General features: G+C 73.8%; 23 protein-coding genes. 8 read left to right on the forward strand and 15 right to left on the reverse strand.

Annotated features, from left to right (window positions below):
• Positions 1-644 precede the first annotated feature (644 nt).
• Positions 645-1,127, forward strand: a complete 483-nt coding sequence (locus tag ABD330_RS10285; protein WP_344463199.1) for an NUDIX domain-containing protein — start codon at positions 645-647, stop codon at positions 1,125-1,127.
• A gap of 52 nt (positions 1,128-1,179) precedes the next feature.
• Here the strand turns inward: ABD330_RS10285 and ABD330_RS10290 are convergent, their stop codons facing one another.
• The 12 genes from ABD330_RS10290 to ABD330_RS10345 all read right to left on the reverse strand — a co-directional run bounded on the left by ABD330_RS10290 (position 1,180) and on the right by ABD330_RS10345 (position 13,022).
• Complete coding sequence (locus ABD330_RS10290) at positions 1,180-1,593, reverse strand: DUF2690 domain-containing protein (protein ID WP_344463202.1); 414 nt, start codon at positions 1,591-1,593, stop codon at positions 1,180-1,182.
• A gap of 58 nt (positions 1,594-1,651) precedes the next feature.
• A complete protein-coding gene (locus tag ABD330_RS10295) occupies positions 1,652-1,870 on the reverse strand; it encodes a DUF6126 family protein (protein ID WP_344463205.1) in 219 nt (72 codons plus the stop codon).
• A 14-nt stretch (positions 1,871-1,884) separates the two neighbouring features.
• The gene (locus ABD330_RS10300; RefSeq protein WP_344463207.1) at positions 1,885-2,469 is read right to left on the reverse strand and encodes a helix-turn-helix domain-containing protein; all 585 of its coding nucleotides are present in this window, start codon (positions 2,467-2,469) and stop codon (positions 1,885-1,887) included.
• Positions 2,470-2,554: 85 nt separating this feature from the next.
• Complete coding sequence (locus ABD330_RS10305) at positions 2,555-3,253, reverse strand: alpha/beta hydrolase (protein ID WP_344463209.1); 699 nt, start codon at positions 3,251-3,253, stop codon at positions 2,555-2,557.
• 164 nt (positions 3,254-3,417) lie between these two features.
• The gene (locus tag ABD330_RS10310) at positions 3,418-4,671 is read right to left on the reverse strand and encodes a S53 family peptidase (RefSeq protein ID WP_344463211.1); all 1,254 of its coding nucleotides are present in this window, start codon (positions 4,669-4,671) and stop codon (positions 3,418-3,420) included.
• Positions 4,672-4,943: 272 nt separating this feature from the next.
• Positions 4,944-6,866 (reverse strand): AfsR/SARP family transcriptional regulator, encoded by a 1,923-nt coding sequence (locus ABD330_RS10315; protein ID WP_344463213.1) that lies wholly within the window; start codon positions 6,864-6,866, stop codon positions 4,944-4,946.
• Between the two features lie 294 nt (positions 6,867-7,160).
• Complete coding sequence (locus ABD330_RS10320; RefSeq protein WP_344463215.1) at positions 7,161-7,373, reverse strand: hypothetical protein; 213 nt, start codon at positions 7,371-7,373, stop codon at positions 7,161-7,163.
• Entirely contained in the window at positions 7,361-7,555 is a 195-nt protein-coding gene (locus ABD330_RS10325) for a hypothetical protein (protein WP_344463218.1), read from the reverse strand. The genes ABD330_RS10320 and ABD330_RS10325 overlap by 13 nt, the downstream gene beginning before the upstream one ends.
• A 213-nt stretch (positions 7,556-7,768) precedes the next feature.
• The gene (locus ABD330_RS10330) at positions 7,769-9,820 is read right to left on the reverse strand and encodes a prolyl oligopeptidase family serine peptidase (protein WP_344463220.1); all 2,052 of its coding nucleotides are present in this window, start codon (positions 9,818-9,820) and stop codon (positions 7,769-7,771) included.
• 50 nt (positions 9,821-9,870) lie between these two features.
• Positions 9,871-11,205, reverse strand: a complete 1,335-nt coding sequence (locus tag ABD330_RS10335; RefSeq protein WP_344463222.1) for an MFS transporter — start codon at positions 11,203-11,205, stop codon at positions 9,871-9,873.
• 26 nt (positions 11,206-11,231) lie between these two features.
• Entirely contained in the window at positions 11,232-12,428 is a 1,197-nt protein-coding gene (locus tag ABD330_RS10340; RefSeq protein WP_344463224.1) for a radical SAM protein, read from the reverse strand.
• Between the two features lie 117 nt (positions 12,429-12,545).
• A complete protein-coding gene (locus tag ABD330_RS10345; protein WP_344463226.1) occupies positions 12,546-13,022 on the reverse strand; it encodes a hypothetical protein in 477 nt (158 codons plus the stop codon).
• 346 nt (positions 13,023-13,368) lie between these two features.
• Between ABD330_RS10345 and ABD330_RS10350 the strand changes: the two genes are divergently transcribed.
• From ABD330_RS10350 to ABD330_RS10380, 7 genes are all read left to right on the forward strand, one after another.
• On the forward strand, positions 13,369-14,439 hold the full coding sequence (locus tag ABD330_RS10350; RefSeq protein WP_344463228.1) for a radical SAM protein: 1,071 nt from the start codon (positions 13,369-13,371) through the stop codon (positions 14,437-14,439).
• Positions 14,436-15,149 (forward strand): iron-containing redox enzyme family protein, encoded by a 714-nt coding sequence (locus tag ABD330_RS10355; protein WP_344463230.1) that lies wholly within the window; start codon positions 14,436-14,438, stop codon positions 15,147-15,149. Before ABD330_RS10350 ends, ABD330_RS10355 begins: the two co-directional genes overlap by 4 nt.
• Positions 15,146-15,349 (forward strand): aroma-sacti cluster domain-containing protein, encoded by a 204-nt coding sequence (locus tag ABD330_RS10360; protein WP_344463232.1) that lies wholly within the window; start codon positions 15,146-15,148, stop codon positions 15,347-15,349. Before ABD330_RS10355 ends, ABD330_RS10360 begins: the two co-directional genes overlap by 4 nt.
• Positions 15,350-15,372: 23 nt before the next feature.
• On the forward strand, positions 15,373-18,492 hold the full coding sequence (locus tag ABD330_RS10365) for an AAA family ATPase (protein ID WP_344463234.1): 3,120 nt from the start codon (positions 15,373-15,375) through the stop codon (positions 18,490-18,492).
• 146 nt (positions 18,493-18,638) lie between these two features.
• Positions 18,639-19,484, forward strand: a complete 846-nt coding sequence (locus ABD330_RS10370; RefSeq protein ID WP_344463236.1) for a S8 family peptidase — start codon at positions 18,639-18,641, stop codon at positions 19,482-19,484.
• The gene (locus tag ABD330_RS10375; protein WP_344463238.1) at positions 19,481-20,098 is read left to right on the forward strand and encodes a GAF domain-containing protein; all 618 of its coding nucleotides are present in this window, start codon (positions 19,481-19,483) and stop codon (positions 20,096-20,098) included. The genes ABD330_RS10370 and ABD330_RS10375 overlap by 4 nt, the downstream gene beginning before the upstream one ends.
• Positions 20,095-21,249, forward strand: coding sequence for a cytochrome P450 (locus tag ABD330_RS10380; protein WP_344463240.1), 1,155 nt, complete (start codon positions 20,095-20,097; stop codon positions 21,247-21,249). Before ABD330_RS10375 ends, ABD330_RS10380 begins: the two co-directional genes overlap by 4 nt.
• Before the next feature lie 126 nt (positions 21,250-21,375).
• On the opposite strand, the gene ABD330_RS10385 is transcribed toward ABD330_RS10380, so the two are convergent.
• The 3 genes from ABD330_RS10385 to ABD330_RS10395 all read right to left on the reverse strand — a co-directional run bounded on the left by ABD330_RS10385 (position 21,376) and on the right by ABD330_RS10395 (position 25,697).
• Positions 21,376-22,377 carry a helix-turn-helix transcriptional regulator gene (locus tag ABD330_RS10385; protein ID WP_344463242.1) on the reverse strand — a complete coding sequence of 334 codons (1,002 nt, stop codon included), beginning with the start codon at positions 22,375-22,377 and terminating at the stop codon, positions 21,376-21,378.
• A 171-nt stretch (positions 22,378-22,548) separates the two neighbouring features.
• Positions 22,549-24,948, reverse strand: a complete 2,400-nt coding sequence (locus ABD330_RS10390) for a glycoside hydrolase family 65 protein (RefSeq protein ID WP_344463244.1) — start codon at positions 24,946-24,948, stop codon at positions 22,549-22,551.
• A complete protein-coding gene (locus ABD330_RS10395; protein ID WP_344463246.1) occupies positions 24,945-25,697 on the reverse strand; it encodes an HAD family hydrolase in 753 nt (250 codons plus the stop codon). The genes ABD330_RS10390 and ABD330_RS10395 overlap by 4 nt, the downstream gene beginning before the upstream one ends.
• Positions 25,698-25,748: the final 51 nt, after the last annotated feature.

Genomic DNA, 25,748 nt, shown 5'->3' on the forward strand with positions numbered 1-25,748 from the left:
GTGCCTGCGGGCGGTTCGGCATCGCGCTGCCCGTCGACTACGCCCGGGCGCACCCGCAGGAAGAACCCGTCCAGCTACTCGGCCGGAGACGGCCCAGGTGCCTCCCGGAGAGGACGAACGACCAGTGCAGCACTTCACCTTGCCGCCCCGAAAGCTCTGGCGACTCGGACGTTGCGTCTGCTGCGACCGCCCCACCCTCGTAGCCCCGGGCCCGGCCTGGGGCCCCGACGGCGAAGCGGTGACACTCCCGTACTGCCGGATCGGCTTCGAGCGGGCGGAGCGCTACCGCCACCGGGCCCGACTGCGCTCGGCCCTGCACTCCCACGGACGGCCGCCGGGCCACCGAAGCCACGGACCCGACGACCGGGAAGCCTCGGTCGCGCTGTCCGGAGGAGTGTCGTACCGGCGCGAACAGCCCTGACCGGCCCCGACAGCTCCCGCCCCGACCGTCGTCCTGGCAGGCATCCGGTCGGGGCGGGTTTCACTGAACTACTGACGAAGGATACGACGTTGACCGCATGGAGCGACGCCGCCCGGCCCGGGCACGGACCCGGCGAACCCACACCGCACCCGGCACCTGAACCGGCTCCGGCGTCGGCGTCGGCACCGGCACCGGCACCGGCCGACGAGGAAGGGGCGTAGCCGTGGTGGAGTCGATTGCGGTCGTGCCGCCGCCCCGCCGGCTGGGGTGCCTGGTGCTGGTCACCAACGAGGCCGGTGACCCGCTGCTGGTGGAGCCGGCGGGCAGGCCCGGCCTGGTCCTGCCCGGAGGCAGTGCGGCGGCGGACGAGAGCCCGAACGAGGCCGCCGCCCGGCACGTGTTCGCCGCGACGGGCCTGGCCCTCGACCTGTGGCAGATCGTCGCCGTGGACTACGTCCCCAAGGGCGAGCTGGTCGAGGGGCTGAACCTGGTGCTCTACGGCGGTGTCCTCAACGAGCGGCGGATCGGGACGATGAAACCGCCCGCGCCGAAGACCCGCCTGGCCGGCCACCGGTTCGTCCCCCTGTCCGAACTGCACCACCACGTGGAGCCGGGGCAGCGCCAACGGATCTCCCAGGCCGTCCGCGCGGCGGACAACACCGACGCCCGCCTGCCCCTGCTCCTCCGGGGCGAACCCGTCGGCTGACCGGCGGCCCGGCAGACCCCCGCCCGCCGACCGGTCCGGGCCCGGGGACGGGTCACACCCAGGGGGTGCAGGTGAGGACGTCGCTGTCGGCCGGGCCGAGGCAGGCACGGGCCTTGGTGGTGGCGTCGACCATCTGGGTGTGGGCGGGGGTCTGGTGGACGGTCATCCGGCTGCGGGCGCCCCCGCTGTCCTCGACCATCAGGGTCTGGCCGGGCGGGGCCGCCGTCGCCCGGGCCCAGGCGGCCTGGCAGGACGGGCTGTAGCGCAGTTCCACCCGGACGGACGCACCCGAGAAGGACGCCCTGGTGACCGCGTCGGCCGCGCATCCGGCCGACGAAGGATCCCTGCCGTCGCAGGCCGCCTTGGTGCAGCGGCTCGCGGCGGCGGCCGGGCCGGGCAGGACGCCCAGTGCGGCGGCGGCCAGCAGCAGGGCGGCGGCGGCGGTAGTGGTCCTGACGGTGCGCATGAGTCCTCCGGGGCGGGTGGGTACGGTGCTGACGCCCCTTCAGGCTGCGGTAGCCGTGTTACTTCCGCGATCCGACCTCGAAGAGCAGGATCACGAATCCGGCGAACACGTGGGTGGCCACCATGTAGATCACGGCCCGGGTCCAGACCCGCCGGTCGGTGCGGTGTCCGGCGTCGGTACTGGGTGCCGCGCTCGGGGTCGGATGCGGGTGCGGGGTCGGGGTAGGGGTTGAGGCCGGGATCGGGGCCGGGATCGGGGCCACCAGGGTCTGCTTCATCAGGGCTTCTCCTCTCAGTGCCGGTCGCCGAGGCAGAGTTCTCCGCCCGGGCTCTGCAGCAGGGTGTGCAGGAAGAGCAGTTCGACGCCGGTCGGGGACTCGGCGGCGATGCAGTGCGGGGTGAGCGAGTCGAAGTGGGCCGAGTCGCCCTCGTCCAGCAGGTGGACCTGCTCGCCGAGGGTGAGCCGGAGCCGTCCCCGGGTGACGTACAGCCACTCCTCGCCGGGATGGACCCGGACCACCGCGTCCTGGAGGCTGGGCGGCACCTGGACGTGCAGCGCCTGCATCGCCCGCCCGGGCGCGCCGGCCCGGCGATAGCCCCAGCCGCCCGCGCGGCCGGGCTCGATCGCGCCGCCCCGGACCACCGGGTCCAGCCCGCCCGGCAGCTCGCCGAGCAGACCGGAGACGCTCGTCCCGTACGCGCGGGCCAGCCCGAGCAGCACCGGCAGCGAGGGCTGGCGCTGGCCCGTCTCCAGTCGTGACAAGTACGCTGGGGACAGGCCCACCCGGGCCGCCGCCGTCTCCAGCGTGTACCGGCTGCTCAGCCGCTGTTCCCGCAGTCGGGGGCCGAGGCCCTCGACTTCCTGGTCCTCACTCATGACCCCAGTGGACACCCGCCGTGCCCCAGGGGCAAGAAATTTGCCTCAGAGGCAAATCCGGCGCGGCGGCACACCGATCCCGTACTCAGAGGCAGTGCTGCACGACCTGCCGCCGGTCCGCCGGGTGGTCCGCCAGCCAGCCGCCGAGGATGTGCTCGGAGCCGGGGAAGGTGAGCCGGGTGAGCTGCGCGCGTTCGGCGAGCGCGGCCTCGATCCGGGCGGTCACCTCGGGCGGGATCACCGCGTCGTGCTCGGGGACGACCAGGACGGCCCGGCCGGCGAACGCCGCGTAGGTGTCGAACACCGGGCTCGCCGCCCAGCTGCGCGGGGTGCGCAGGATCTCGGTGAACCCCGCTCCGAACGGGAGCTTCCAGGCCTCGGCGGCGTACGCGGCGGGCGCGCCGAGCACGACGGTGGCGACCCTCGGGCCCAGCTCACCGACCAGGTCGGCGATGGTCTGGCCGCTCATGCTGAAGCCGACCAGGACCAGCGGGCCGTCCGGGGCGAACTCGGCGACGACGGAACGGGCTTGCACGAAGCGGCGCTCAAGGCTCAGCGCCGGCAGCTCCCCGGTGCTCTGCCCGTGACCGGAGAAGTCGAAGGCGAGCGCGTGGAACCCGGCCTCGGCGAACTCGCGGGCCAGCGGCAGGTTCCGCTGCTTGCTGCCGGCCCCGGCCCCGTGCATGATCACGACCCGCTCGGGCCGGACGGCGCCGACCGGGGTGAAGGTGGTGCAGCTCAGCGCTTCGCCGTCTGCGTGGTGGGTGAACTCCCGTTGCTCCAAGGCCCCTCCTAGGCTCACCACGATTGAAGCAGGTGATGATCCGCAGCGGCCTCGAACCGCGAGGACCGGGCCGCTGCGCCGCCGCGCGGCCGGAACGCCGAGGGCCCGCTCCCCCGGCGTGCGCCGGGTGGAGCGGGCCCTCGGGACTACCGGGCCGGTCGGGGTCAGCCGGCGAAGGCCGCCGTGCCGTTCGGGGTGCCCAGGCCGGTCGGGCCGTCGTAGCCGACGCCCGCGGTGCAGAGGTAGGACGGCGAGCAGCTGCCGTTGCTGCCGGTGGTGACGTCGTTCAGCGAGCCGGTGTGGGCGTACGGGAACGAGGCCGGGGTGGAGCCGGTGGAGGGGGTGCCGGCCAGCGCGTAGACGCCCGCGATGATCGGGGACGAGGCGCTGGTGCCGCCGTAGACCGCCCAGCCGGAGCCGCCGTAGGTCTGGTAGACCGCGACACCGGTGGCCGGGTCGGCGACGGCGGAGACGTCGGAGACGGTGCGCTTGGCGCAGCCGGTGTCCTTCTGCCAGGTGGGCTTGGCGTCGTAGGCCGAGCAGCCCGAGCCGGTGCCCTCGCTGCTGGAGGTGCTCCAAACCGACTCGCTCCAGCCACGGGCGCTGGAGTCGCGCTTGAGGGCGGTGCCGCCGACGGAGGTGACGTACTTGGAGGAGGCCGGGTACTGCGCGCCGTACGCCGAGTCGCCCGCGCTGACGGTGACCACGACGCCGGGGTGGTTGTAGTACGAGGTGTCGTACGAGGCGTCGGCGGAGGACTCCGGGCCGCCGTAGCTGTTGGAGACGAACTTGGCGCCCAGCTTGACGGCCTCGTTGACGGCGGTGCCGAGGTTGGCGTTGGAGGCGGTCTTCGCCTCGACCAGGACGATCTTCGCGTTGGGGGCGATCGCGGAGACCATATCGAGGTCGAGCGAGATCTCGCCGGCCCAGCCGGAGTTGTTGGCCGGGAGGGTGGAGGAACCGGTCTGGCTGACCTGCTTGAAACAGCCGCTGGCCTTCGTGCAGGCCGGCAGGCCGTACTGGGAGCGGTAGACGGCCATGTCGGACTCGGCGCTCGGGTCGTTGTAGGCGTCGACGATGGCTATCGTCTGGCCCGCACCGCCGTTGGCACCCAGCTTGTACGCGCTCAGCAGGTCGCCCGGGCCGAAGCCGGACGGCGTGGCGTTGGGCGTGATGCCGAGCGGGTGGACGGCCTGGACGGTGCTGGTGACCCGCAGCGCCTGGCAGGACATGGTGTCGCCCTTGGCCAGCGTCGCGCAGGAGCGCACCCAGGAGGTGCCGCCCTTGGAGTAGACGGTCGGGGTGGTGCTGGCGCCGGCCGGAACGGCGGCGGCGAAGCTGGAGACAGCGAGGGCAGCGGTGCCGGCGAGGGCCAGGACGGTCCGGCGGGTGGATGCCGACAGAGTGGGGGTACGCACTGAACTGCCTCCTGTGGCTGGGCTGGTGAGCCCTGTGGGGGCCGGGGGCCGGGTGGGGCGGCCGTACCGGGTGCAGACGGGTCCCCGAGGCGGGCAGGCAGAGGAGACGGGTGGTCAGACCGCTGCGGACCGTCGGGAACTGGTGCTGACCGTAGCCAGACATGATCTCGTCAACAAGAGTTGGTGCAAGATTCGACGATCCTTTTACCTGACTGTCAGAAAGTCCCACAGACCTTCATCCGGGTGGCACACCAACGAAACAGACGCACCCGCTAGATCTGCCCCGACAGACCCGACAGTCCTTCGGTATCGGCCTGTTCACGCGCGTAGACCTGGGTGAGCAAGGGCAGTTCGTACAGCGCCGCATGCGCCGACACCTCGGGGATCGGACAGTCCAGCACACAGACCTCGATCAGGCCCTCCAGGACCCGGCGGGCCACCTGCTCACCGCAGCCCAGCGCCGCCGCCGCCTCCGCCAGGGTGAACAGCGGCGTCGGCAGCCGGCCCAGCCGGCCGACCACCGAGCGGACCACCTCGGGCAGCTCGCGCCACCAGCCGGACAGCCGGGAGCGCACCGCCAGATCGCCCGCCGCCAACTCGTCCAGCAGCGAGGGGCTCTGCTCCAGCCTCGCCGCGTACTCGGCGGGCGTCAGCTGGCGCAGCACCGCGAGCTTGGTGCCGCTGATCCGGACCGCCAGCGGCAGCAGCCCGATCGCCGCGACGATCCGCTCGGCCGCCGCGCGGTCCGCCGGGACACGGTCGTCGCCGACGATCCGCCCGAGCAGCTCGACCGCCTCGCCCGGTGCGTACGGGCCGAGCTCCAGACGGTGCAACGGGCCGAGACCCGCCAGCCGGCTCCGGCTGGTGATCAGCACCGAGCCGGACCCCGCGCCCGGCAGCAGGTGCCGGATGCTCGCCTCGTCCGGTGCGTCGTCGAGCAGCACCAGCACCCGGCGGCCCGTCAGCCAGGAACGCCAGAGCGCGGCCGCCTCCTCCTCGTCCTCCGGAACGGCGCCCAGCAGGCCGGTGGCCCGGCAGAGTTCGGCCAGCACGGAGCTCGGGTGCCGGGGCGAGCCGTCCTCACGGCGCAGCCGTACGGTGAGACAGCCGTCCGGGTACTGCCGGCGCAACGCGTGCGCGACGTGCACGGCCAGCGTGGTCTTGCCCACCCCGACCGGGCCGCTCAGCACGACCATCCGCCCCTCGCCGGCCAACGCCTCGCGCAGCTCGCCGACCTGCTCGCGACGGCCGGTGAAATCCGGCAGGTCGGCCGGGAGCACTGTACGGGGAAGCTCCTGCCGGGCCGAACCCCCGGCGGCCTCCGGCCCGCCACGGGCCTCCCCCGCGACCCGGCCCTCGCGGCCGTCGAGCATCGCGCGGTAGAGCGCCTCCAGCGCGGGGCTGACCTGGAGACCCAGCTGGCGGGCCAGCAGCTGCCGCAGGTCGTCGTAGGCGGCGAGCGCCTCGCTCTGCCGGCCGGAGCGGAACAACGCGGTCATCCAGGCCGCACAGAGCCGCTCCCGCAGCGGGTGCTCGCGGACCACCTCGGTCAGCGCCTCGGCCACCGCCGGGGCGTGGCCGAGCTCCAACTCCACCTCCGCCCAGTCCTCCTGGACGGCGAGACGGCGGGTGGCATGGCGGTCCGCCTCCTCGGCCACCACCTCGCTGTGCGCCAGGTCCACCAGCAGCGGGCCGCTCCACAGGTCCAACGCGTCGCGGAGCAGCCGGGCGGCGTGCGCGCCGGCCCCGAGACGGACGGCCTGCCGCCCGGCGCGGGCCAGCTCGTCGAAGCGGAGCAGGTCGAGCTCACCGGGGGCGACCCGCAGCACGTAGCCGGTCGGCTGGTGCACCAGGCGGTCCTGACAGCCGGCCTGGCACAGCAGCTTGCGCAACGCCGAGACGTACGCCTGGAGGTTCTTGCGGGCCGAGCGCGGCGGCTCGTCGCCCCAGACCGCCTGGGTCAGCAGGTCGGTGGAGACGGTGGTGTTGGGACGGCAGAGCAGCAACGCGAGCACCAGGCGCTGCCGGACCGAGCCGAGCGGCAGCGGACGGCCGCCGGCCTCCACCGACAGCTCGCCCAGCACCCGGAAACGGACCGGGACCCCGCCCCCGGCCCCGCCCGGCCGGTGGCCGTCCCGGAGATCGCGCGGCGCCGGCGCGGTGCCTACCGGCAGTGTGGCCAGGTGATCCAGCATCGCTTCAAGCCCTTCGGGTCAGGGGTGCTGAACAGCTGTGCAGCTCGCCGGAAAGCGGAAGGTACGGGCCAGAGCTGTGCAGCTCGCCCGAGGTTGCACCTTCCAAGGGGCGCGGGGAACTGCGCGAGGGCGGAAGGCACCGGACCGTCACTCCCGTTTCGCGCAGTTCCTCGCGCCCCTGGGTGGGCCCTGGTTGAGCAGGTGCACAGGTGCGGCACCGTCACTTCCGATTCGCGCAGTTCCTCGCGCCCCCAAGGGGTTGGCCCTGAGCATCCGGTGAACCGGTGGGGCCGTTTACGGCCAGGGGGGGCTGTGGAAGGGGACGGTCGCCGACACCCGGTCGGACAGCACCTCCCGGGCCCGCCGGAGGTGAACGCGGCGGCGGCCGTCCCGCAGCAGGAGCACGGTCAACGAGGCGGCCAGGCCGGCGATCACGCCGCAGTACAGTCCGTCGAGCAGTCGTTCCGAGGCCGGCCGGGGGGCGGTCTCGGTGCTCAGTGGCCCCACGCGGTGTCCTTGACCTCGATCGGCGGCTCGATGGCCGAGAGACCGAGGTCGACGGCGGCCGGGTCGATCCGGACGGTGGCGGCGGGCTGGGTCACGGTGTCGGCATGGGCTGCGGTGGCAGGCAGCACGCCGAGTACGAAGAGACCTGCGGCTGCGGCGACTACGGCACTGACTCGCTTCATTTGCTCCCCCTTGGGGTCGAATGCCTGGAATCCGCCGGTATACCCCGGGATTCCCCTGACACCTGAAGCCTGCCGTCCCGCCCGACCCGCGCCAAGGGGGGGCTGGCTGCAGCATGCTGCATGCAGCAACACACCCGGCGGCGCAAATCGGGCGTACGGCGGACAACCGTGACTATCCGTCGGCCGGTTGCCGCTTCGCGCCCTTGACGTCCCTCAGCCGGACGGCTGCAACGTGGCGGCGAGGAAGGCCATCAGGTCCGCGAACAGGGCCACCGTGGTGGCGACCCCGCGCACCCCGTGCCCGACCCCGGTCTCCCGCCGCAGCAGGACGGGGCCCTCCCCCGTGGTGGCGTGCTGGAGCGCCGCGCACATCTTCCGCGCGTGCAGCGGATCGACCCGGGTGTCCCCGTCGGCGACCCCGAGCAGCACCGCCGGGTACCGGACGCCCGGCCGCACCGCGTGGTACGGGGAGTAGCCGAGCAGTGTCGCCAACTCTTCGGGCACCTCGGCGCTTCCGTACTCGTCGCGCCAGCTGGGGCCCATCCCGGAGAGCTCGTACCGCACCATGTCCAGCAGCGGCGAGACGCACACCACGGCGGCGTACTTCTCCGGTTGCTGGGTGAGTGCGGCGCCGACGGTCAGGCCGCCGTTGGAGCTGCCGACCAGCCCGAGCCGGGCAGGGTCCGCCCAGCCCTCGGCCACCAGCCAGTCGGCTGCGGCGTCGAGGTCGTCGAAGGTGTTCTGCTTCTGCTCGCGCCGTCCGGCGCGGTGCCACTGCTCGCCCTCCTCGGCGCCGCCGCGCAGGCAGGCGAAGGCGTACACGCCGCCGGCCTCGGCCCAGGCCAGCGCCTGCGGGGCGTACCCCGGGACGATCGAGGCGCCGAAGCCGCCGTACCCGCTCAGCACGGTCGGGCGCGGGCGGTCGGGGCGGCCGGCGGGTGAGATCACGAACATCCGGACGGGGGTGCCGTCGTGGGAGCGGAACACCACCTGGCAGGTCTTCACCCCCGAGACCGGGGTCCGCGCGGGGGCGGCCCAGAGTTCGGTGCGGCCGGTCCGGCCGTCGAAGTGCAGGGTCCGGGACGGCGTGACGTGGTCGGTGTAGCCGAACCACGCCTCGTGGCCCGGCCCGGGGTGCACCCGCAGCTCCCCGACCGTGCCGCTGCCGGGCAGCTGGACGTCGCCGAGCCGCTCCCCGGTCGTCAGGTCGTGCACGGTGATCTCGCTCAGCGCGTGCCTGGTGCGGGTGACCAGGGCCAGCGGCCGTGCCAGTTCGGGGCCGGCCAGCACGGCGAAGTCCTCCAGGACGGCCTCCGGGTCCTCGGGGACGACCGTCCGCCGGAGGTCGCCGTCGACGAGGTCCACCCGGCCGTGCGGGGCGTCCTGGCGGGTCAGCAGGTAGAGCGCGCCGCCGTACGGGTGGACGGCCGTCCGGGCGTCCACGTCCTGCTGGACGACCCGCAACAGCGGGCGCTCCGGCGGGCCCTGGGTGAGGTCGGCGACCCAGATGTCGGTCTGCGGCGAGGTGCCGGCGGTGGCCGTGACGGTGAGCAGCCGGCCGTCGGTGCGGACGGCGTAGAACTGGTTCGCGGCGCGGCCCTCGCCGAAGACCAGGACGTCCTCGGCCGGGTCGGTGCCGAGCCGGTGCAGCCAGACCCGGCGGTGGTAGCGCTCCTCGCCCGGGTTGAGCTCGGGCGGCAGGCGGCGGACGTAGTAGAACGCCCCGCCGCCCGGCAGCCAGGCCACCGTGGAACGGCGCAGCCGGTCGACCGGGCCGTCCAGCACCCGGCCGGTGGCCACCTCCAGCACGTGCAGCACCGAGTCCTCGGTGCCGCCGACGGACGTCTGGACGGCGACGTGGTCCCCCTCCGGCGAGGGGGACCACTCGTCCAGCACGGTCGCGCCGGTCGGGTCGAAGGCCAGCGGATCGAAGAGCGTACGGGCCCGGCCGTCCTCGATCACCTCCAGCAGCGGCTGGTCCCGGCCGGGCTCCTGGGCGGTCCGGAACAGGCGCGGGCCGGCCGGCACCGGGGCCTTGACCGAGCCGGTGTCGAGCAGTTCGCCCAGCCGGGCGTGCAGCCGGGCCAGTTCCGGCCAGCCCTCCCGTGCCGTGTCGTAGAGGCGGTCCTGGGCCTTCGACCAGGCGGCCGTCCGTGGATCCGCCGGGTCCTCCAGCGCACGGTAGGGGTCGGCGACCCGGTGGCCGTGCAGTTCCTCGACCAGGTCGGCGCGGGGCGCGGGCGGGTACTCGACAGATCCGGTCATGGTTCCTCGATTCGGTTCGATCGGGGTCCGCCGTCCGCCCGCGCCTGCGGTCAGACGGCGGCCGGTGCGGCGGAGTCCGACGTGGCCTCCGCCTCGGGCTGTCCGGCCTCGGGCTGTCCGCCTGCGGGCTTGTCAGCTGCGGGCTCGTCGCCTGCGGACGGGGCGGCTGCGGGCTTGCCGGCCTCCGGCGAGAGCGTGGTGTCGCGGAGCATCGGCAGGGCGGCGACCAGGGTGGTGGCGGCGATCAGACCGGCCAGCAGCAGCCAGGTCGGCGAGATCCCGAGGCCCTGCAGGGCGGCGCCGGTCACCACCGGGCCGAGCGCGGCGAGGCCGGCGATCAGCAGGTTGGCGGCGGTGCTCACCCGGCCGAGCAGTTCGCGCGGGGACTGGCTCAGCAGGGCCTGGCCGACCACGATCCCGGCCGGCGGGGTGAGCAGGATCAGCAGCACCAGCAGCGGGCCGAGCACCCAGGGCTGCTGGCTGACCGCGAAGGCCGCCAGACCGCCGGACCAGACCGTGCCGATGATCAGGAACAGCTGACCGGGCTTCAGCCACTTCATCACGGTGGGCGCGGCCAGCGAGCCGAGCACCGCGCCGATACCGGCGCAGGCCATCACCAGGCCGATCGAGGTGCTGCCGGTGCCGTTGCCGCGCAGCGTCACGACCATCGCGACCTCGGCCGAGGAGCCCACCAGGTTGAGCAGCGCGCCGAAGGCCAGCGCGCGCAGCAGCGCGGGCTGCTTGGCGAGCCAGCGCAGACCGGCGGTCGCGCTGTTGTCGACCGGCGCGCCGGTGGCGGGCGCCGGGGGCTTGGTGACCATCCGGAGCAGCAGCACGGCCGAGACCGCGTACGAGGCCGCGTCGGCGGTGAACGGCAGGATCCGGTCGACGGTGAACAGCCAGCCGCCGAGGAACGGGCCGATCAGCGAGGCGGCGGCCAGCGCGGCCTGGTCCTTGGCGAGCGCGTCCGAGAGCTGTTCCTCGGGCACGACGTCGCGCACCGCGATGGTGCTGGCCGGGCTGAAGACGGCCGTGGCGATCCCCTCGACCACCGCCACGGCCAGCAGCTGCGGGTACCCCAGGTGCCCGAGGCCGGCGGCCAGCGGGATGCTGCCGACGGTGACCAGGCGGACCAGGTCCGCTCCGATCATCAGCCGGCGCCGGTCCATCCGGTCGGCCAGCTGCCCGGCGGGCAGCCGCAGCAGCATCCTGGTCACCAGGGAGCAGGAGGCCACCAGGCCGGCCTGCGCGGCGCCGCCGCCGAGTGACAGCACCAGGAGCGGGAAGGCGATGAGCGACATCTGGGAACCCAGTGTCGACAGCGCCGAGCCGGTCCAGAACCTCCGGAAGTCCCGGTTGGTCCGCAGCACTCCGGACTCAGACATGGTCCACCTCCGAGACAGGCCGGGCGTCAGAGGCGTCCGGCCGCGTTCAACCGGTCGAGCAGGGCTGCGTCGACCTGGTCCTGAAAGGCGGCCAGAGCCGCCGCGTTCTCACCGTGCTCGTACTGGTCGTCGCAAGCGATCCAGCGTCCTTCGGTCTCCTCGGCCGTCATGTAGCCGTCCGCGAGGGTGCCGACCTCCCAGCCGGGGCGTCCGGCGGTCTCCCAGCAACTGGACAGCACGCCGTCGGCGTTGATGACGGCGCCGTACTTGCCGTCCTTGACGGAGCAGGCCTGGCAGCCCGTGTTCGCCTTGGGGCGGGAGACGGAGAAGCCGAGCTCCAGGGCGCGCTCGTGCCAGCGGGTGAAGTCCCCGGCGAGCGAGCTGCCGTAGCTGAGGTCGTTGCCGTAGCCGACCCCGACGTCGCCGATCAGGGCGAACTGCAGGCTGCAGCGGGCCGGGTCGAACTTGGCGGCCAGCCGCTCGACCAGCTCGTCCATGCCGTGCCGGTTCAGGTGCGAGACGTTGATCCGCAGGTGCCACTGGAGCGAGGGGGCCGCCGCCATCGCCTTGGCGACGTTGTGCACGATCATGTCGAAGGTGCCGCCGCCGGAGCGCTTGATCCGGATCGCGTCGTGCTCGTCCCGGTCGCCGTCGAAGGTGATCTGGACGGAGCGCAGGCCGGCCGCGTTGAGCTCCTTGGCGATCAGCGGGGTGAGCAGCGTGCCGTTGGACACCATGCTCGCGTTCAGCTCGCCCAACTCGGCTGCCCGGCGCAGCAGTTCACGGGCACCGCGCGGGTTGAGCAGCGGTTCGCCGCCGAACAGCATCAGCGCGAGCCGCTTGAGGCCCGACGCCTCCATCCGGACCTTGGTGAAGTCCAGCACCTCGGTGATCATCTCCGACGTGAGCCGGGCATGCTTGATCCGCGGCGGCCGACTGCCGCCGGAGAGGTCCTGGCCGGTGTTCTGGAAGCAGTAGCCGCAACCCAGGTTGCAGTCGGTGCTGGTCAGGACGGTCAGCGAGTACGAGCTGAACGGCTTGCCCTCGTACAGGCCGGTCTCGCGCAGGTAGCGCTCGGTGCTGGGCGGCAGGGTGCCGTCCGGGCCGACCTGGGCGGGCCGGAGCCGGGCGAAACCGCCGTCGCCGAGGAACCACCAGCCACCGCCCTCCGCCTTGATCAGGCGGCTCCGGTCGGCCTCGGGTGCGGACTGCGTTGCGGGCACGGATGCCTCCAAGGGGTGCGGCAGCGAGTGGGCTGGGGTCCGAGTGGGCTGGGGTCAGGGGAAGTGCGGGGGACGGGGCCTGCCGCCGTGAGCGGCAGGCCCCGTGAGCCGTCCGAATCAGGCGGTGCCGGTGTTCACGACGCACCACGGGTTCTCCTCGTCGGAGGAGTGCGCGACGACGTCGGCCTCCTCCGAGTTGGCGGTGCCCGTGTTGACGACGCACCACGGGGTGTCCTCGCCGCTGTGCGCAACGACGTCGGCCTCCTCCGAGTTGGCCGTGCCGGTGTTCACGACGCACCACGGAGCGTCCTCACCGCTGTGGGCCACGACATCGGCCTCCTCGGCGTTCGCGGTACCCGTGTTGATCACGCACCACGGGGTGTCCTCACCGCTGTGGGCCACGACGTCGGCCTCCTCCGAGTTGGCCGTGCCGGTGTTCACGACGCACCACGGAGCGTCCTCACCGCTGTGGGCCACGACATCGGCCTCCTCGGCGTTCGCGGTACCCGTGTTGATCACGCACCACGGGGTGTCCTCACCGCTGTGGGCAACAACGTCGGCCTCGTCGCGGGTGGGCTCGGTGTTCTCAGCCATGGTGATCTCCAATCACAACTCGGCGAGCCGGCTGCCTCGGGCCGGACGGGGTTGACTCCCCGTCGGGCGGCGAGGCGGGCTCACACACTTGGGTTTCCAGCCGACGGTCCGAACCGCCGTTGCCGAGAAAGCTAGGAACCCCCACCCCGGGAGCGGTTCCGATCCGGTACGAGGACGGCGTAAGCCCAGGTCAGAGCCGCTTTGCGGGCCACCGCAGGCCCTCCGGCGCGGGCCTGCCGGCCGCCTGGCACCCGCACTGACCTGCGGATATACCGAATTCGGTGCGACTGTGAACCCGTCCCCGACCAGGACCCCCCACAGTGCTGGCTGAGAAGGAGGTGATCCGATGAACCTGGCCGAGCTGGTCGGGCTGCGCCCGACCCCGTGCGCGGGGCTGCTGGTGACCCTCACCCAGCGCTGCCCGCTGAGCTGCGCACACTGCTCGACCTCCTCCACCATGCGAGGCGACGAGCCGACCGAGGAGCAACTGCTCCGCTTCGTACGGTCCTTCACCACCGAGAACCGGCCCGAGCTGGTCATGCTCACCGGCGGCGAACCGCTGCTGCGCCCGGTCCTGGTGGCCGAGCTGGCCGCCGCCGCCCGCCTCAGCGGAGCCCGTACGGCGCTGCTGAGCGGCATGTTCTTCGCCCGCCAGGCGCGCATTCCGGACCGGATCCGGGCGGCGGTCAAGGCCGTCGACCACTTCTCGGCGAGCATCGACGTGTTCCACGAGCGCGAGGTCCCCCGGGCCGAGGTCTTCCGGGTGCTGCGCACCGTGCTGGCCGACGGCATCCCGGTGAGCCTGCACGCCACCGGGACGGGCTCGGACGACCCGTACCTGGCCGACCTGGCGGCCGACGTCCGCCGGACCTTCGGCGACGACCTCCCGATGCTGGTCAACGAGGTGCGAGCGGTCGGCCGCGCGGCCTCCTGGGCCGGCCTCGCCCGCACCCCCGGGCCGGACGGGCGGCCGCTGCCCTGCGCGATGGCGGCCTGGCCGGTGATCGCGCACGACGGCGCGATCCTGGCCTGCTGCAACCAGGACACCGTGGACCGCCGGCCCGTGCCGGCCCACCTGCTGCTCGGCCACCTCTCCCGCGACGACTGGGCCGCCGTCCGGCAGCGCTCGCTCACCGCGCCCGCGCTGCGGATGCTCAGGTCGGTCGGCCCGGGCCACCTGTACGCCCGGTACGGCGACCTCGCCGACTGCACCGGGTTCTGCTCCGGCTGCCGCAGCCTGGGCGAGCACCCCGAGGTGCTGGCCGGGGCGGAGCGGGACGGCGCCGGACCGGTCGGCGAACTGCTCGACCTCCAAGCCGCCCACACCCAGCGCGCGGCCGGCCCGGCCGCCCTGGTCCGCCGCTTCGGCAGCCCCCGCTACGCCGAGCTGGTCCACCAAGGAGGTGCCCCGCGATGACCGGAGCACCGAGCCGCAGCGCCGCGCTGCACCTCAAACTCTCCTTTGCCACACCCGCGTTGAACACCGCGATGGCCAACCTCTGGCGTCCCGAGGGGCTCACCCGGCGGTACGGCCGCTACCTGCGCACCATGCACGAGGTGATCCGCGCCTCGGTGCCGCTGATGGAGCTCGCCGCCCGGCGCTGCGCCGAACTCGGCCCGGACGACCCGGTGGCCGGGCCGCTGGCCGCGTACCTGGCCGAGCACATCGAGGAGGAACGCGGTCACGACGACTGGCTGCTGGCCGACCTGGCCGCCGCCGGACTGGACCCGCGCGGCCCGCTCCGGCAGCAGCCGCCGCCGGTGGTCGCCCGGCTGGTCGGCCCGCAGTACTACTGGATCGAACACTTCCACCCCGTCGCGCTGCTCGGCTACATCACGGTGCTGGAGAGCAACGCCCCCGCCCCCTGGCTGGCCGAACAGCTGGCCGCGGACACCGGGCTGCCGGGCGCGGCCTTCCAGACCGTCAGCCACCACGCGGTGCTGGACACCGGCCACAGCGCGGAGCTGGCCCGGTTCATCGACCGGCTCCCACTCGATCCGGCCCAGGAGACGGCCATCGCGGTCAGCGCCCTGCACACCGTGAACGCCGCCACCGAACTGTTCAACCGGATCGCCCTGGGCGACCTGAACACACCTTCCCGAGCCGAGAGGACACCTGACCAATGACGACTCCCGACCCCCGGACGATCGCCGTACTGGCTGCCGCCGGATTCCCCGTGGACGTACTCACCGACGAGCAGCTCCAGGTCTTCGCCACCCTCAGCGAGGAGGAGCTCACCCTGCTGCTGGACATCAAGTCCCGGCTCGACGACGTCGAGCCTGAGGTCCAGGCCCACGGCTCGGTGGCCGGCGGCGCACTGTTCTGATCCGACCACCAGGAGGCCCAGCCGTGAACTGCCCTTCGTGCGCGGGAGAGCTGCCCGACAGCGCCCGGTTCTGCCTGCACTGCGGCACACCGTGCGCCCCGAGCGCCACGGCGCCCGTCGCACCCGTCCCGCCCGCACCGCAGCCGGCCCCGCCGGTGCAGCGGGCGGACGAGCGGAAGGTGGTGAGCGTGGTCTTCTGCGACCTGGTGGGCTCCACGGCCCTCTCCGGCCGCCTCGATCCGGAGGCGCTGCGCTCGGTGACGCTGCGCTACTTCGAGCTGATGACCTCACGGATCGAGGCGCACGGCGGCACCGTGGAGAAGTTCATCGGCGACGCGGTGATGGCCGTCTTCGGCATCCCGGTGATGCACGAGGACGACGCCCGCCGCGCGCTGGCCGCCACCCTCGACATGCTCACCGCGCTCGCCGAGCTCAACTCCGAGCTGACGGCCGCCCTCGGCATCCGGCTGGACGTCCGGATCGGCGTCAACACCGGGGAGGCGGTCGCCAACTCGGACGCCTCGGCCCGGCAGGCGCTGGTCTCCGGCGAGGTGGTCAACATCGCCGCCCGGCTGGAGCAGAACGCCGGGGCCGGGCAGATCCTGATCGGCCCGGAGACCCTGCGCGCGGTGGGCGCGGCCGCCGTCGTCCAGGACGCCGGCCTGCTCACCCTGAAGGGCAAGTCCGACCAGGTCCGGGCCCACCGGCTGCTCGGCCTCCAGGGCGACGACCCCGAGCTGCTGCGCCGCTTCGACACCCCCCTGATCGGCCGCGAGGACGAACTCGCCGCCCTGGACGGCGCCTTGGCGCACCCCGAGGACGGCTCCGGGCTGGTCACGGTCTACGGCGAGGCCGGCATCGGCAAGACCCGGCTGATCCGGGAGTGGCTGCGCCGGTCCGCCCCGCTCTGGGGGGCCGGACGCTGCCGCCCGTACGGCGAGAGCGGCAGCCTGGCCCCGCTGGCGGACGCGCTGCGCCGGCTGCTCGACGAGGCCGGGCCGGCCACCGTCCCCGAGGTGCTGCGGCAGGGGCTGCTGCACGACGGCACGCCCAACCCGTCCGTCGAGGACACCTGCGCCGCACTGACCGCCCTGCTCGGCGGACTCGCCGCCGACCGGCCGGTCGTCCTGGTGCTGGACGACTTCCACTGGGCCGGCCCCGTCCTGCGCGACGTCCTGGAGCGGCTCGCCACCGGGCTCGCCACCCACCGGGTCCTGATCGTCTGCGCGGCCCGGCTGGAGCTGCTGGAGCACAGCCCGGACTGGGGCACGGGCGCGCTCAGCGTCCTGCTGACCGGGCTGACCGCCGCCGAGAGCGTCCGGCTGGCCGCCGGCCTGGCCGAGGTGGCCGCGCACGGCGAGGGCGCCGTGAGCCGGCTGCTGGACCGGGCCGAGGGCAACCCGCTGCACCTGGAGCAGCTGTTCGCGATGGTCGCCGAGAACCGCAACCCCGACGAACTCCCGCCCACCGTCCAGGCACTGCTCGGCGCGCGGATCGACGCCCTGGAGGCCGCCGAGCGGACCACCCTGTCGCTGGCCTCGGTGGTCGGCCGGGAGTTCGCCCAAGGCGAGCTGACCGGGCTGGCCCGCAGCGGCCCCGAGGGCCGCCGGGGCGGCGAGCTCCAGCCCGACGCGGCCGGGCTGGACACCCTGCCGCCCGCGCTGCACCGGCTGATGCGCCGCCGGCTGGTCGAGACGGACGGCCGGGAGAGCGGGTACCGCTTCAGCAGCGGCCTGGTGCAGGAGGTCTCGTACCAGGGCATGGCCAAGCGGGTCCGCGCCGAACGGCACGAACGCGCCGCCGACCTGCTCGCCGGGCGCGGCGCGCCCGACAGCTCGGTCGGCAACCACCTCGCCAAGGCCCACCGCTACCGCAGCGAACTCGGCCTGCTCGACCCGCACACCCAGGAGCTGCGCCGCCGCGCCGCCGGCCACCTGGCGGCCGCCGGCGCGCTCGCGCTGGCCCGCGCCGACCTGGGCTGGGCCGGGGAACTGCTGGACAGCGCCGTCGCACTCGCCCGCCCCGGCGAGCCCGCCCGGCTGACGGCCGCCTGGCGCCTCGCCGAGGTCCGGCTCGCCACCGGACGCACCGAGGAGGGACGGCAGCTGCTCCAGGAGGTCGCCGCCACCGACGACCCGGTCGTCGCGGCGCACGCCCGGCTCGGCCTCGCCGTCCTGGACCCGGGCCCGGGGCTCGGGCACGCCGCCCGGACGGCGGGCGAGGTGCTCCCGCTGTTCGAGGCCGCCGACGACCACCTCGGGGTGGCCCGCGCCTGCCTGCGGCTGGCCCAGCACCAGCAGCTGCTGGGGCGGCACGGCACCGCCGAGGCACTGCTCGAACGGGCCCTGGAGTACGCCGTCCTCGCCGGGGCCGAGCCCGAGCGGGCCGCCGCGCTCGGCGCGATCGGGGTCTCGCTCTGGATGGGGCCGATGCCGGTGCCCGCCGCCGTGGCGCGCTGCCGCGAACTGCTGGCCGAGCACGGCGCCGACCGGCGGGCCGCGCAGGTCACCCTGAACTGTCCGCTCGCGGTGCTGCTGGCCCTGCGCGAGGACTGGGACGGCGCCCGGCGGTGCCTGGCGGAGGCCGACCGGCTCTGCCGCGAACTGGGCTTCGCCGAGGCGCTGGTCTTCATGCCGATCTTCCGGGCGGCCGTGGAGGCGCTGGCGGACCGTCCGGCCCCGGCCGCCGAGCTGCTCCGCGAGGCCTACCGGGTCTGCCGCGAACTCGGCGCCACCAGCCTGCTCGGCGGCATCGCCCGCGACCTGGCCCGGGTCCTGCTGGACTCCGGTGACCTGGCCGGGGCCCGCACCCACCTCGCCGAGCTGTCCGAGCTGCTGTCGGCGGCCGGCCCCGACGACGCCGACCAACTGCCCCTCGCCGACTCCGCCGACCTGCACGGCACCCTCGCCCGCCTGCGGGCCGGGAGCCACCAGGACGCGGCCGAACTCGCGGACCGCGCGGTGGCGGAGGCCGACCGCACCGACTCACCCGTCGTCCAGGGCACCGCGGCCCTGGACCTGGCCCACACCGCCCTGGCCCTGGGCCGGCCCGAGGAGGCCGCCGCGGCGGCGGCCGCCGCGGCCCGGCACTTCACCGCCAAGGGCCACCTGGTCGGCCTCCGCCGCACCCGCGCACTCGGCTGAGAGAACCCCCGTCAGGGCCGGGGGGGGACACCTCCCGGCCGGAGGCCGGAGGAGAGCCGCGCACCGCCGTCACCCCCGCTCCACGCAGCCCCCGCGCCCCTGATGCCCGTCAGATCCGCGTACACCACAGAGGAGCAGTCCCGCCGATGACCACAACCACCGCGCCCGAGAAGGGCCCCGCACTCAGCTGGGGCCTGCGCGGCCACAGCCCGGACGACATCCCCATCGTCGCGGACGGCCAGCCGATCACCCCCGACTGGGCCTGGGGCGGCTCGACCGGCCGCGGGATCCGGGTCTGCGTCGTGGACAGCGGCGTCGAACGGGACCACCCGCTGGTCGGGACGGTCGACGGCTCGTACGTCGTGCTCAAGGACGAGGACGGCATCCGGGTCGAGGAGACCGAGACCGGCGACACCTGCGGCCACGGCACCGCCTGCGCCGGGATCATCCGCCGGACGGCCCCGGACTGCGAGCTGTACAGCGTCCGGGTGCTCGGCGAGCGCTTCTCCGGCACCGGGGCCGTCCTGCTGGAGGGGCTGCGCTGGGCGGTCGAGCAGCGCTTCGACGTGATCAACCTCAGCCTGTCCACCACCCGGGCCCAGTTCACCGACGCGCTGCGCGCGCTCTCCGACGAGGCGTTCTTCGGCCGCTCGGTGATCGTCGCCTCCGCGCACAACACGCCGGTGGAGAGCTTCCCCTGGCGGTACTCCTCGGTCATCTCGGTGGGCAGCCACCAGGAGGAGGACCAGGAGCTGTACCTGTACAACCCCAAGCCGCCGGTGGAGTTCTTCGCCCCGGGCCAGAACGTCACCGTACCCTGGCTGGGCGGCAACACCATCCGCACCACCGGCAACAGCTTCGCCACGCCGTACATGGCCGGGCTCGCCGCCCGGATCCTCGCCAAGTACCCGAGGATGACCACCTTCCAGCTCAAGTCCGTGCTCTACCAGGCCGCTTCCAACGTAACCGTCAGCAACAGGGGTGCCGAATGACCGAGACCGCCAGCCACCCGACCGACGTCGACCCGGTGGCCAGAGAACTGCTCCAGTCGGTCGTCGACACCGCGCGGGCCATCTTCGGCGCGGAGGCCAGCTCGATCTTCCTGCTGGACGAGGCCGCCGACGAGCTGGTCTTCCAGGCCGTCTCCGGCCAGGGCGAGGAGTTCCTGGTCGGCATGCGCTTCCCGGCCGGGCGCGGCATCGCGGGCTGGGTCGCGAGCACCGGCGAGCCGATGGTGGTGGACGACCTCTCGCACGAGGGCAGCTTCGCCCGCGACCTGGCCGAGTCGACCAAGTACGTGCCGAACTCGCTGATGGCGGCGCCGCTGCTGCACTCCTCCGGGGTGCTCGGGGTGCTGGAGGTGCTCGACCCGTCGCCGCAGGCCCGGTCCAGCCTGAGCGAGCTCGACCTGCTCTCGCTGTTCGCCCGGCAGGCCGCCACCGCACTGCGGGCCGTCCTGGACCGCCGCGCCGAGCGCAGCGCCGAGGCCTCCGCGACGGCGGCGGCCCTGGCCGGTCTCGACGCCGCCGACCGCGCCGCCGGGCTCCGCGCCCTCGACGCCGTCCGCGAGCTGCTCCTCCCGGGCCGGCCCGGGACCCGTCCGTGACGTCCCCGCTGGGCGGCGACTTCGTCGCCCGGCCGGACGCCGTGCTGGCCGGGCTGCGGGAGCGCTGCCCGGTGGCCCGGGTCCGGACACCGGCCGGGCAGCCGGTCTGGCTGGTCACCCGGGAGGCGGACGTCCGGGCCGCCTTCCTCGACCCCCGGCTCTCGCTGCGCGGCGGCCCGCCGAAGCCGGACCGCCCGCACCGGGCGATGGACATGACCCTGGTCAACTACGACCCGCCGGACCACACCCGGATCCGCCGGCTCGCCGCCCCCGCCTTCACCCCGGGCCGGGTGGCGGCCCACCGCCGCCGGACGGAGCAGCTGGCCGCCGACCACCTGGCGCAGCTGGGCACCCCGGCGGCCGTCGACCTGATGGCCGACTTCGCCGAACCGTTCGCCTTCGCGGTGCTCTGCGAGGTCTTCGGCATCCCGGGGGCCGCCGCCGGCCGGCTGCACCGCTCGGTGACCGACCTGATCCGGCACCGGGACACCGAACGGGCGGTGGACGAACTCGACGCGGTGATCCGCGAACAGCTCGCCGACCGCCGGGCCGCGCCGGGCGACGACGCCTTCTCCACCGTCCTGCACACCTGGGAGGCGAGCGGCGAGGCCACCGAGGCGGAGCTGGTCGACCTGCTGGCGATGCTCGTCCTGGCGGGCTTCGACAGCACCGTGCAGATGCTGGGCCTGGCCGTGCTCGCCCTGCTCGACCACCCCGCCGAGCTGGCCCGGCTGCGGGCCGACCCCGCCCTGATGCCGCGCGCCGTCGACGAGCTGCTCCGCTGGGACACCCCCGGCCCGTTCGCCACCCGCCGCCGCGCCCTGACCGACGTCACCATCGGCGGGACGGTGATCCCGGAGGGCAGCGGCGTCCTGCTCTCGGTCGCCGCCGCCAACCGCGACCCGCGCGGCCGCGCGGCCCCGGACCGGCTCGACCTGACCCGCCCCGGCGGCTCCCGCCACCTCACCTTCGGCGCCGGCCCGCACTACTGCCTCGGCGCCGCCCTGGCCAAGCTGGAACTGACGGCGGCCCTCACCGCCCTCCTCCACCACTGGCCCGCCATCCGCCTGGCCCGCCCGGCCGCCTCCCTCACCTGGACCGGCGGCCACCAGCACCGCCGCCTCACCGCCCTCCCCCTCCTCCTCACCTGACCCCGTGCAGCCCACCCAAAGTTGCACCCCCTAGGGGCGCGAGGAACTGCGCGAAACCGGAAGGTACGGCGCAACACCTACTCACCCCGCCCAAAGTTGCACCCCCAGCAGCACCCCAGCGGAGCGTCAGAGCGGGTCCGCCAGCTCCCCCCGCACCCGCGCCAGGTACCCCGCCTGGAAGCGGCTGCTCGCACCGAGGGTCTCCATGCTCTCGGCGATGTGTTTTCGGCAGGTCCGCAGGGACATCCCCAGGCGGCGGGCGATCATCTCGTCCTTCATGCCTTCGGCGAGCAGCCGGACGATGGCCTGTTTGATCTCGTCGAGCGCGGCGTCGCCCTGTGCCTGCGCGGAGGGCGTGTACGCGTCGGCGAGCGTCCAGGAGTGGTCGAAGACGCCGCACAGGTACGCCACGGCCGACGGGTCGCGGACCACCACCGCGCCGTCGTAGGCGTCGTGGTGCGGGATGATCACGGTCTCCCGGTCGAAGGCGATCATCCGGCCGAACAGTGCGGTCAGCGTCCGGACCTCGGCCCCGGCGGCGCTGATCCGGCGGACGTACTCCTGGGTGGGCGGGTGGCGGCGCGAGGTGTGCTGGTAGAGGGTCCGCATCCGGATGCCGCGCCGGATCATCTCCAGGTCTCGGTTGAAGGCCTGTTCCAGCAGGTGCGGCGCCCGGGGGCCGCCGGGCTGGCAGGTGAGCACCTCGCTGCGACAGCGGGCGGTCAGCGTGTTGATGACGTCGATGACGGTGTCCAGCTCGGTGATCTCGTCCAGCCGCTCGGCCGGCCGGCCCCCGTCGAGCTGGGCGTACAGCGGGGCCAGTCTGGCCAGTTCGGCGCGGACGCGTTCGGTGTCGGCGAGCTGTCTGCGCAGTTCGGCCTCGGCCGGGGCGAGCAGGCTGGCCGCCGCCAGTTCGGGCGGGACGGCGACCAGGCCGGGTTCGCGGTCCGGGCCTCCGGGCAGCGGGCGGAGCAGGTGCAGTTGCTCCAGGACGGCCGCGGACTGCTGCACCTCGCTCTCGGAGAGTCCGAGCTCGGCCGCCGCCTGAGGGGCGAGCCGGCCGTGCGCGGCCGCCCACTGGAAGACCCGGAGGTCGCTGTCGGCAAGGGCGGGGAAAGGGGAGGGCATGACCCCTCCGGACTGCTCGCCCATCTGTCGCTCCCCAGGCTGGTGACTAGTGACGATCGTGTGAAGAGCGATAGTAAGACCTTTTATGTCAGGTCTGGGGGATCTTCGTTCCCCGTCCGGCCTGCGCCCCTCCGCTCGCCACCACTTGAGACGCCGTCACCCGGCCCCCGGTCACTCCGCCTGGAGGTGTTCCACCGAGCCGCTGCCGACCTGGACCCCGGGCTGCTGCTTGCGCCGGGCCGGCTCGCGCCCCGGCGGCTGGGCGCAGCGCTCGACCGGCTCCGCCAGGGCCATCGGACGGCTGACCGGCTCCCCCGGGCCGACGACCAGCTCCTCCCCCTCGTGCAGCAGGGTCAGCGCGCCGCCCCGGCGCACCGAGTAGGTGGTCTGCTTGTGGGTGATCTCCACGTGCAGCAGGCTCTCCCGGATCATCATCGCGAACGAGAGCCCCTGCAGCCCGGCCGGCAGCCGGGGCCGGAAGAACAGCTGGCCGCCGTGGTCGCGCAGACCGCCGAAGCCGGACACCAGGGCGATGCAGGCGCCCGCCAGCGAGGCCATGTGCAGCCCGTCGCTGGTGTTGCCGCCCAGGTCGTGCAGGTCCATCAGCGCGGCTTCGGCGGTGTAGTCGTACGCCAGCTCCAGCTGGCCGACCTCGGCCGCCATGACGGCCTGGGTGCAGGCGGAGAGCGAGGAGTCCCGGACGGTCAGGCGCTCGTAGTAGGCGAAGTTGCGGGCCTTCTGCTCGTCGGTGAAGGCGTCGCCGCGCAGCTGCATGGCGAGCACCAGGTCGGCCTGTTTGACGACCTGCTTCCGGTAGAGGTCGAAGTACGGGTAGTGCAGCAGCAGCGGGTACTTGTCCGGCGGGGTGGCGTCGAAGTCCCAGGCCTGGTGGTCGGTGAAGCCGTCGGCCTGCGGGTGCACGCCGAGCTTCTCGTCGTACGGGATGTACATCGCGGTGGCGGCGTCCCGCCAGGCGGCGGTCTCCTCGGTGTCCACGCCGAGCGCGGCCGACTCCATCGGGTGCCGGGTGGCGGATTCGGCGGCGGCCACCAGGTTGGTCTGCGCCATCAGGTTGGTGAAGACGTTGTTGTCGGCGACGGCGCTGTACTCGTCCGGGCCGGTGACGCCCTCGATCCGGAACCGTCCGGCGGCGTCGTGGTGCCCGAGCGAGCGCCACATCCGCGCGGTCTCCACCAGCAGTTCGAGCCCGTACTCCTTCTCGAACGCCACGTCACCGGTCGACCTGACGTACCGGGCGACGGCCACCGCGATGTCGGCGCCGATGTGGAAGGCCGCCGTACCGGCCGGCCAGTAGCCGGAGCACTCCTCGCCGCGGATCGTCCGCCACGGGAACACCGCTCCGGCCAGGCCGAGTTGGGCGGCCCGGTCGCGGGCCATCGGCAGCGTGCCGTGCCGCCAGCGGAGCGCCTGCTTGACCGCGCCGGGCAGGCAGTAGGTGAGGACCGGCAGGACGAAGGTCTCGGTGTCCCAGAAGCTGTGCCCGTCGTACCCGGGGCCGGTCAACCCCTTGGCGGGGATGGCCCGTTCCTCACTGCGCGCGCCCGCCTGCAGGACGTGGAACAGCGCGAACCGGACGGCCTGCTGGAGTTCGACGTCGCCGTCGATCCGGATGTCGCTGGTGGCCCAGAAGTCGTCCAGGTACGCACGCTGTTCGGCGACCAGTCCGTCCCACCCGGTGTACCGGGCGGCGGTCAGCGCCGCCGCCACCTGGTCGCGGACGGCGGGCAGCGAGCGGGTCGCCGACCACCCGTACGCGATGTACTTGACCAGCCGCAGTTCCTCGCCGGGCTTCAGCACGGTGGTGACGCTGATCCGCCCCTGGTCCGGGTAGCTCTCGGCGACGGAGTCGAAGCCGTCCGGGCCCTCGACGGTGTGGTCCGCCCCTGCGGCGACCCGCAGTTCGCTGTAGCGGGTGCGGTGCACCAGCACCGCCTTCAGCCGGTCCGCCTGGTGCGCCTCGGAGAGCAGCGGGGCCTCCAGCACGGCGGAGGCGCGCGGATCGTGGGTGCCCGTCGGCAGTTGCTCGTTGGCGACCAGCTCGGACTGGACGACGATCCGGACCGGCCCGTCCACCGCCGCCACCCGGTACTCGATCGCCGCCACCGCGCGCTGGGTCAGTGAGACCAGCCGGGTCGAGGTGACCTTGACCGTCCGCCCGGCGGGTGAGGTCCACTCGGCCTCGCGCCGCAGCAGGCCGTCCCGGAAGTCCAGGCTCCGGTGGTGGCTGAGGAGTTCGCCGTACCGGAGGTCGAACGGCTCGTCGTCCACCAGCAGTCGGATGATCTTGCCGTTGGTGACGTTGATGACGCTCTGCCCGGACTCCGGGTAGCCGTAGCCGCTCTCCGCGTACGGCAGCGGGCGCAGCTCGTACACCCCGTTCAGGTAGGTGCCGGGCAGGCCGTGCGGCTCGCCCTCGTCCAGGTTGCCGCGCAGGCCGATGTGGCCGTTGGAGAGCGCGAAGACGGACTCCGCCCGGGCCTGGCCGCTCAGGTCCAGCCCGTGTTCGGCGACGCTCCACGGGTCGACGGTGAACGCGTTGGTGCCGGTCATGCGCCCTCTCCCTGATCGATCAGGTCCGCCAGGTCGGTGACCACCAGGTCCGCGCCGTGCTCGCGCAGCGCGGCGGCCTGCCCGGTGCGGTCGACGCCGACCACGGTGCCGAAGCCGCCGGCCCGGCCGGAGGCGACGCCGGCCAGCGCGTCCTCGAACACGGCGGCGTGCTCGGGCGGGGTCCCGAGCGCCCGGGCGGCGGCCAGGTAGGTGTCGGGGGCGGGTTTGCCCGGCAGGTGGTCGCGCTTGGCCACCTCGCCGTCCACGATCACGTCGAACAGCCCGTCGATCCCCGCGGCCCGGAGCACGTCCCGGCAGTTGGCGCTGGAGGAGACCACCGCGCGCGGCAGTCCGAGCACCCGCAGCCGGTGCAGGTACTCCACCGAGCCGGGGTAGGGCTGGACGCCCTGCTCCCGGATCAGGCGCAGCACGGTGTCGTTCTTCGCGCTGCTCAGCCCCTGGATGCTCCGGGTGCCGGGCGGGTCGGCCGGGGACCCCTCGGGCAGCTCGATCTCGCGGGAGGCGAGGAAGTCCCGGGTCCCGTCGAGGCGGGGTTTGCCGTCGACGTAGGTGTCGTAGTCGACGACCGGGTCGAACGGGACGAACTCCTCGTCGGTGCGCTCGGCCTCGGCTCTCAGGAAGGTGTCGAACATGTCCTTCCAGGCCGCGGCGTGCACCTTGGCGGTCTGCGTGAGCACGCCGTCGAGGTCGAACAGGAAGGCGCGGATGTGGTCCGGAAGTCCCAGCATGATGCCAGTCTCACCCGATCCCCGGCGCCGAACCCCCCATTTCCGGCGCGT

It is taken from the genome of Kitasatospora kazusensis (genome assembly GCF_039529945.1).
GTDB lineage: Bacteria > Actinomycetota > Actinomycetes > Streptomycetales > Streptomycetaceae > Kitasatospora > Kitasatospora kazusensis.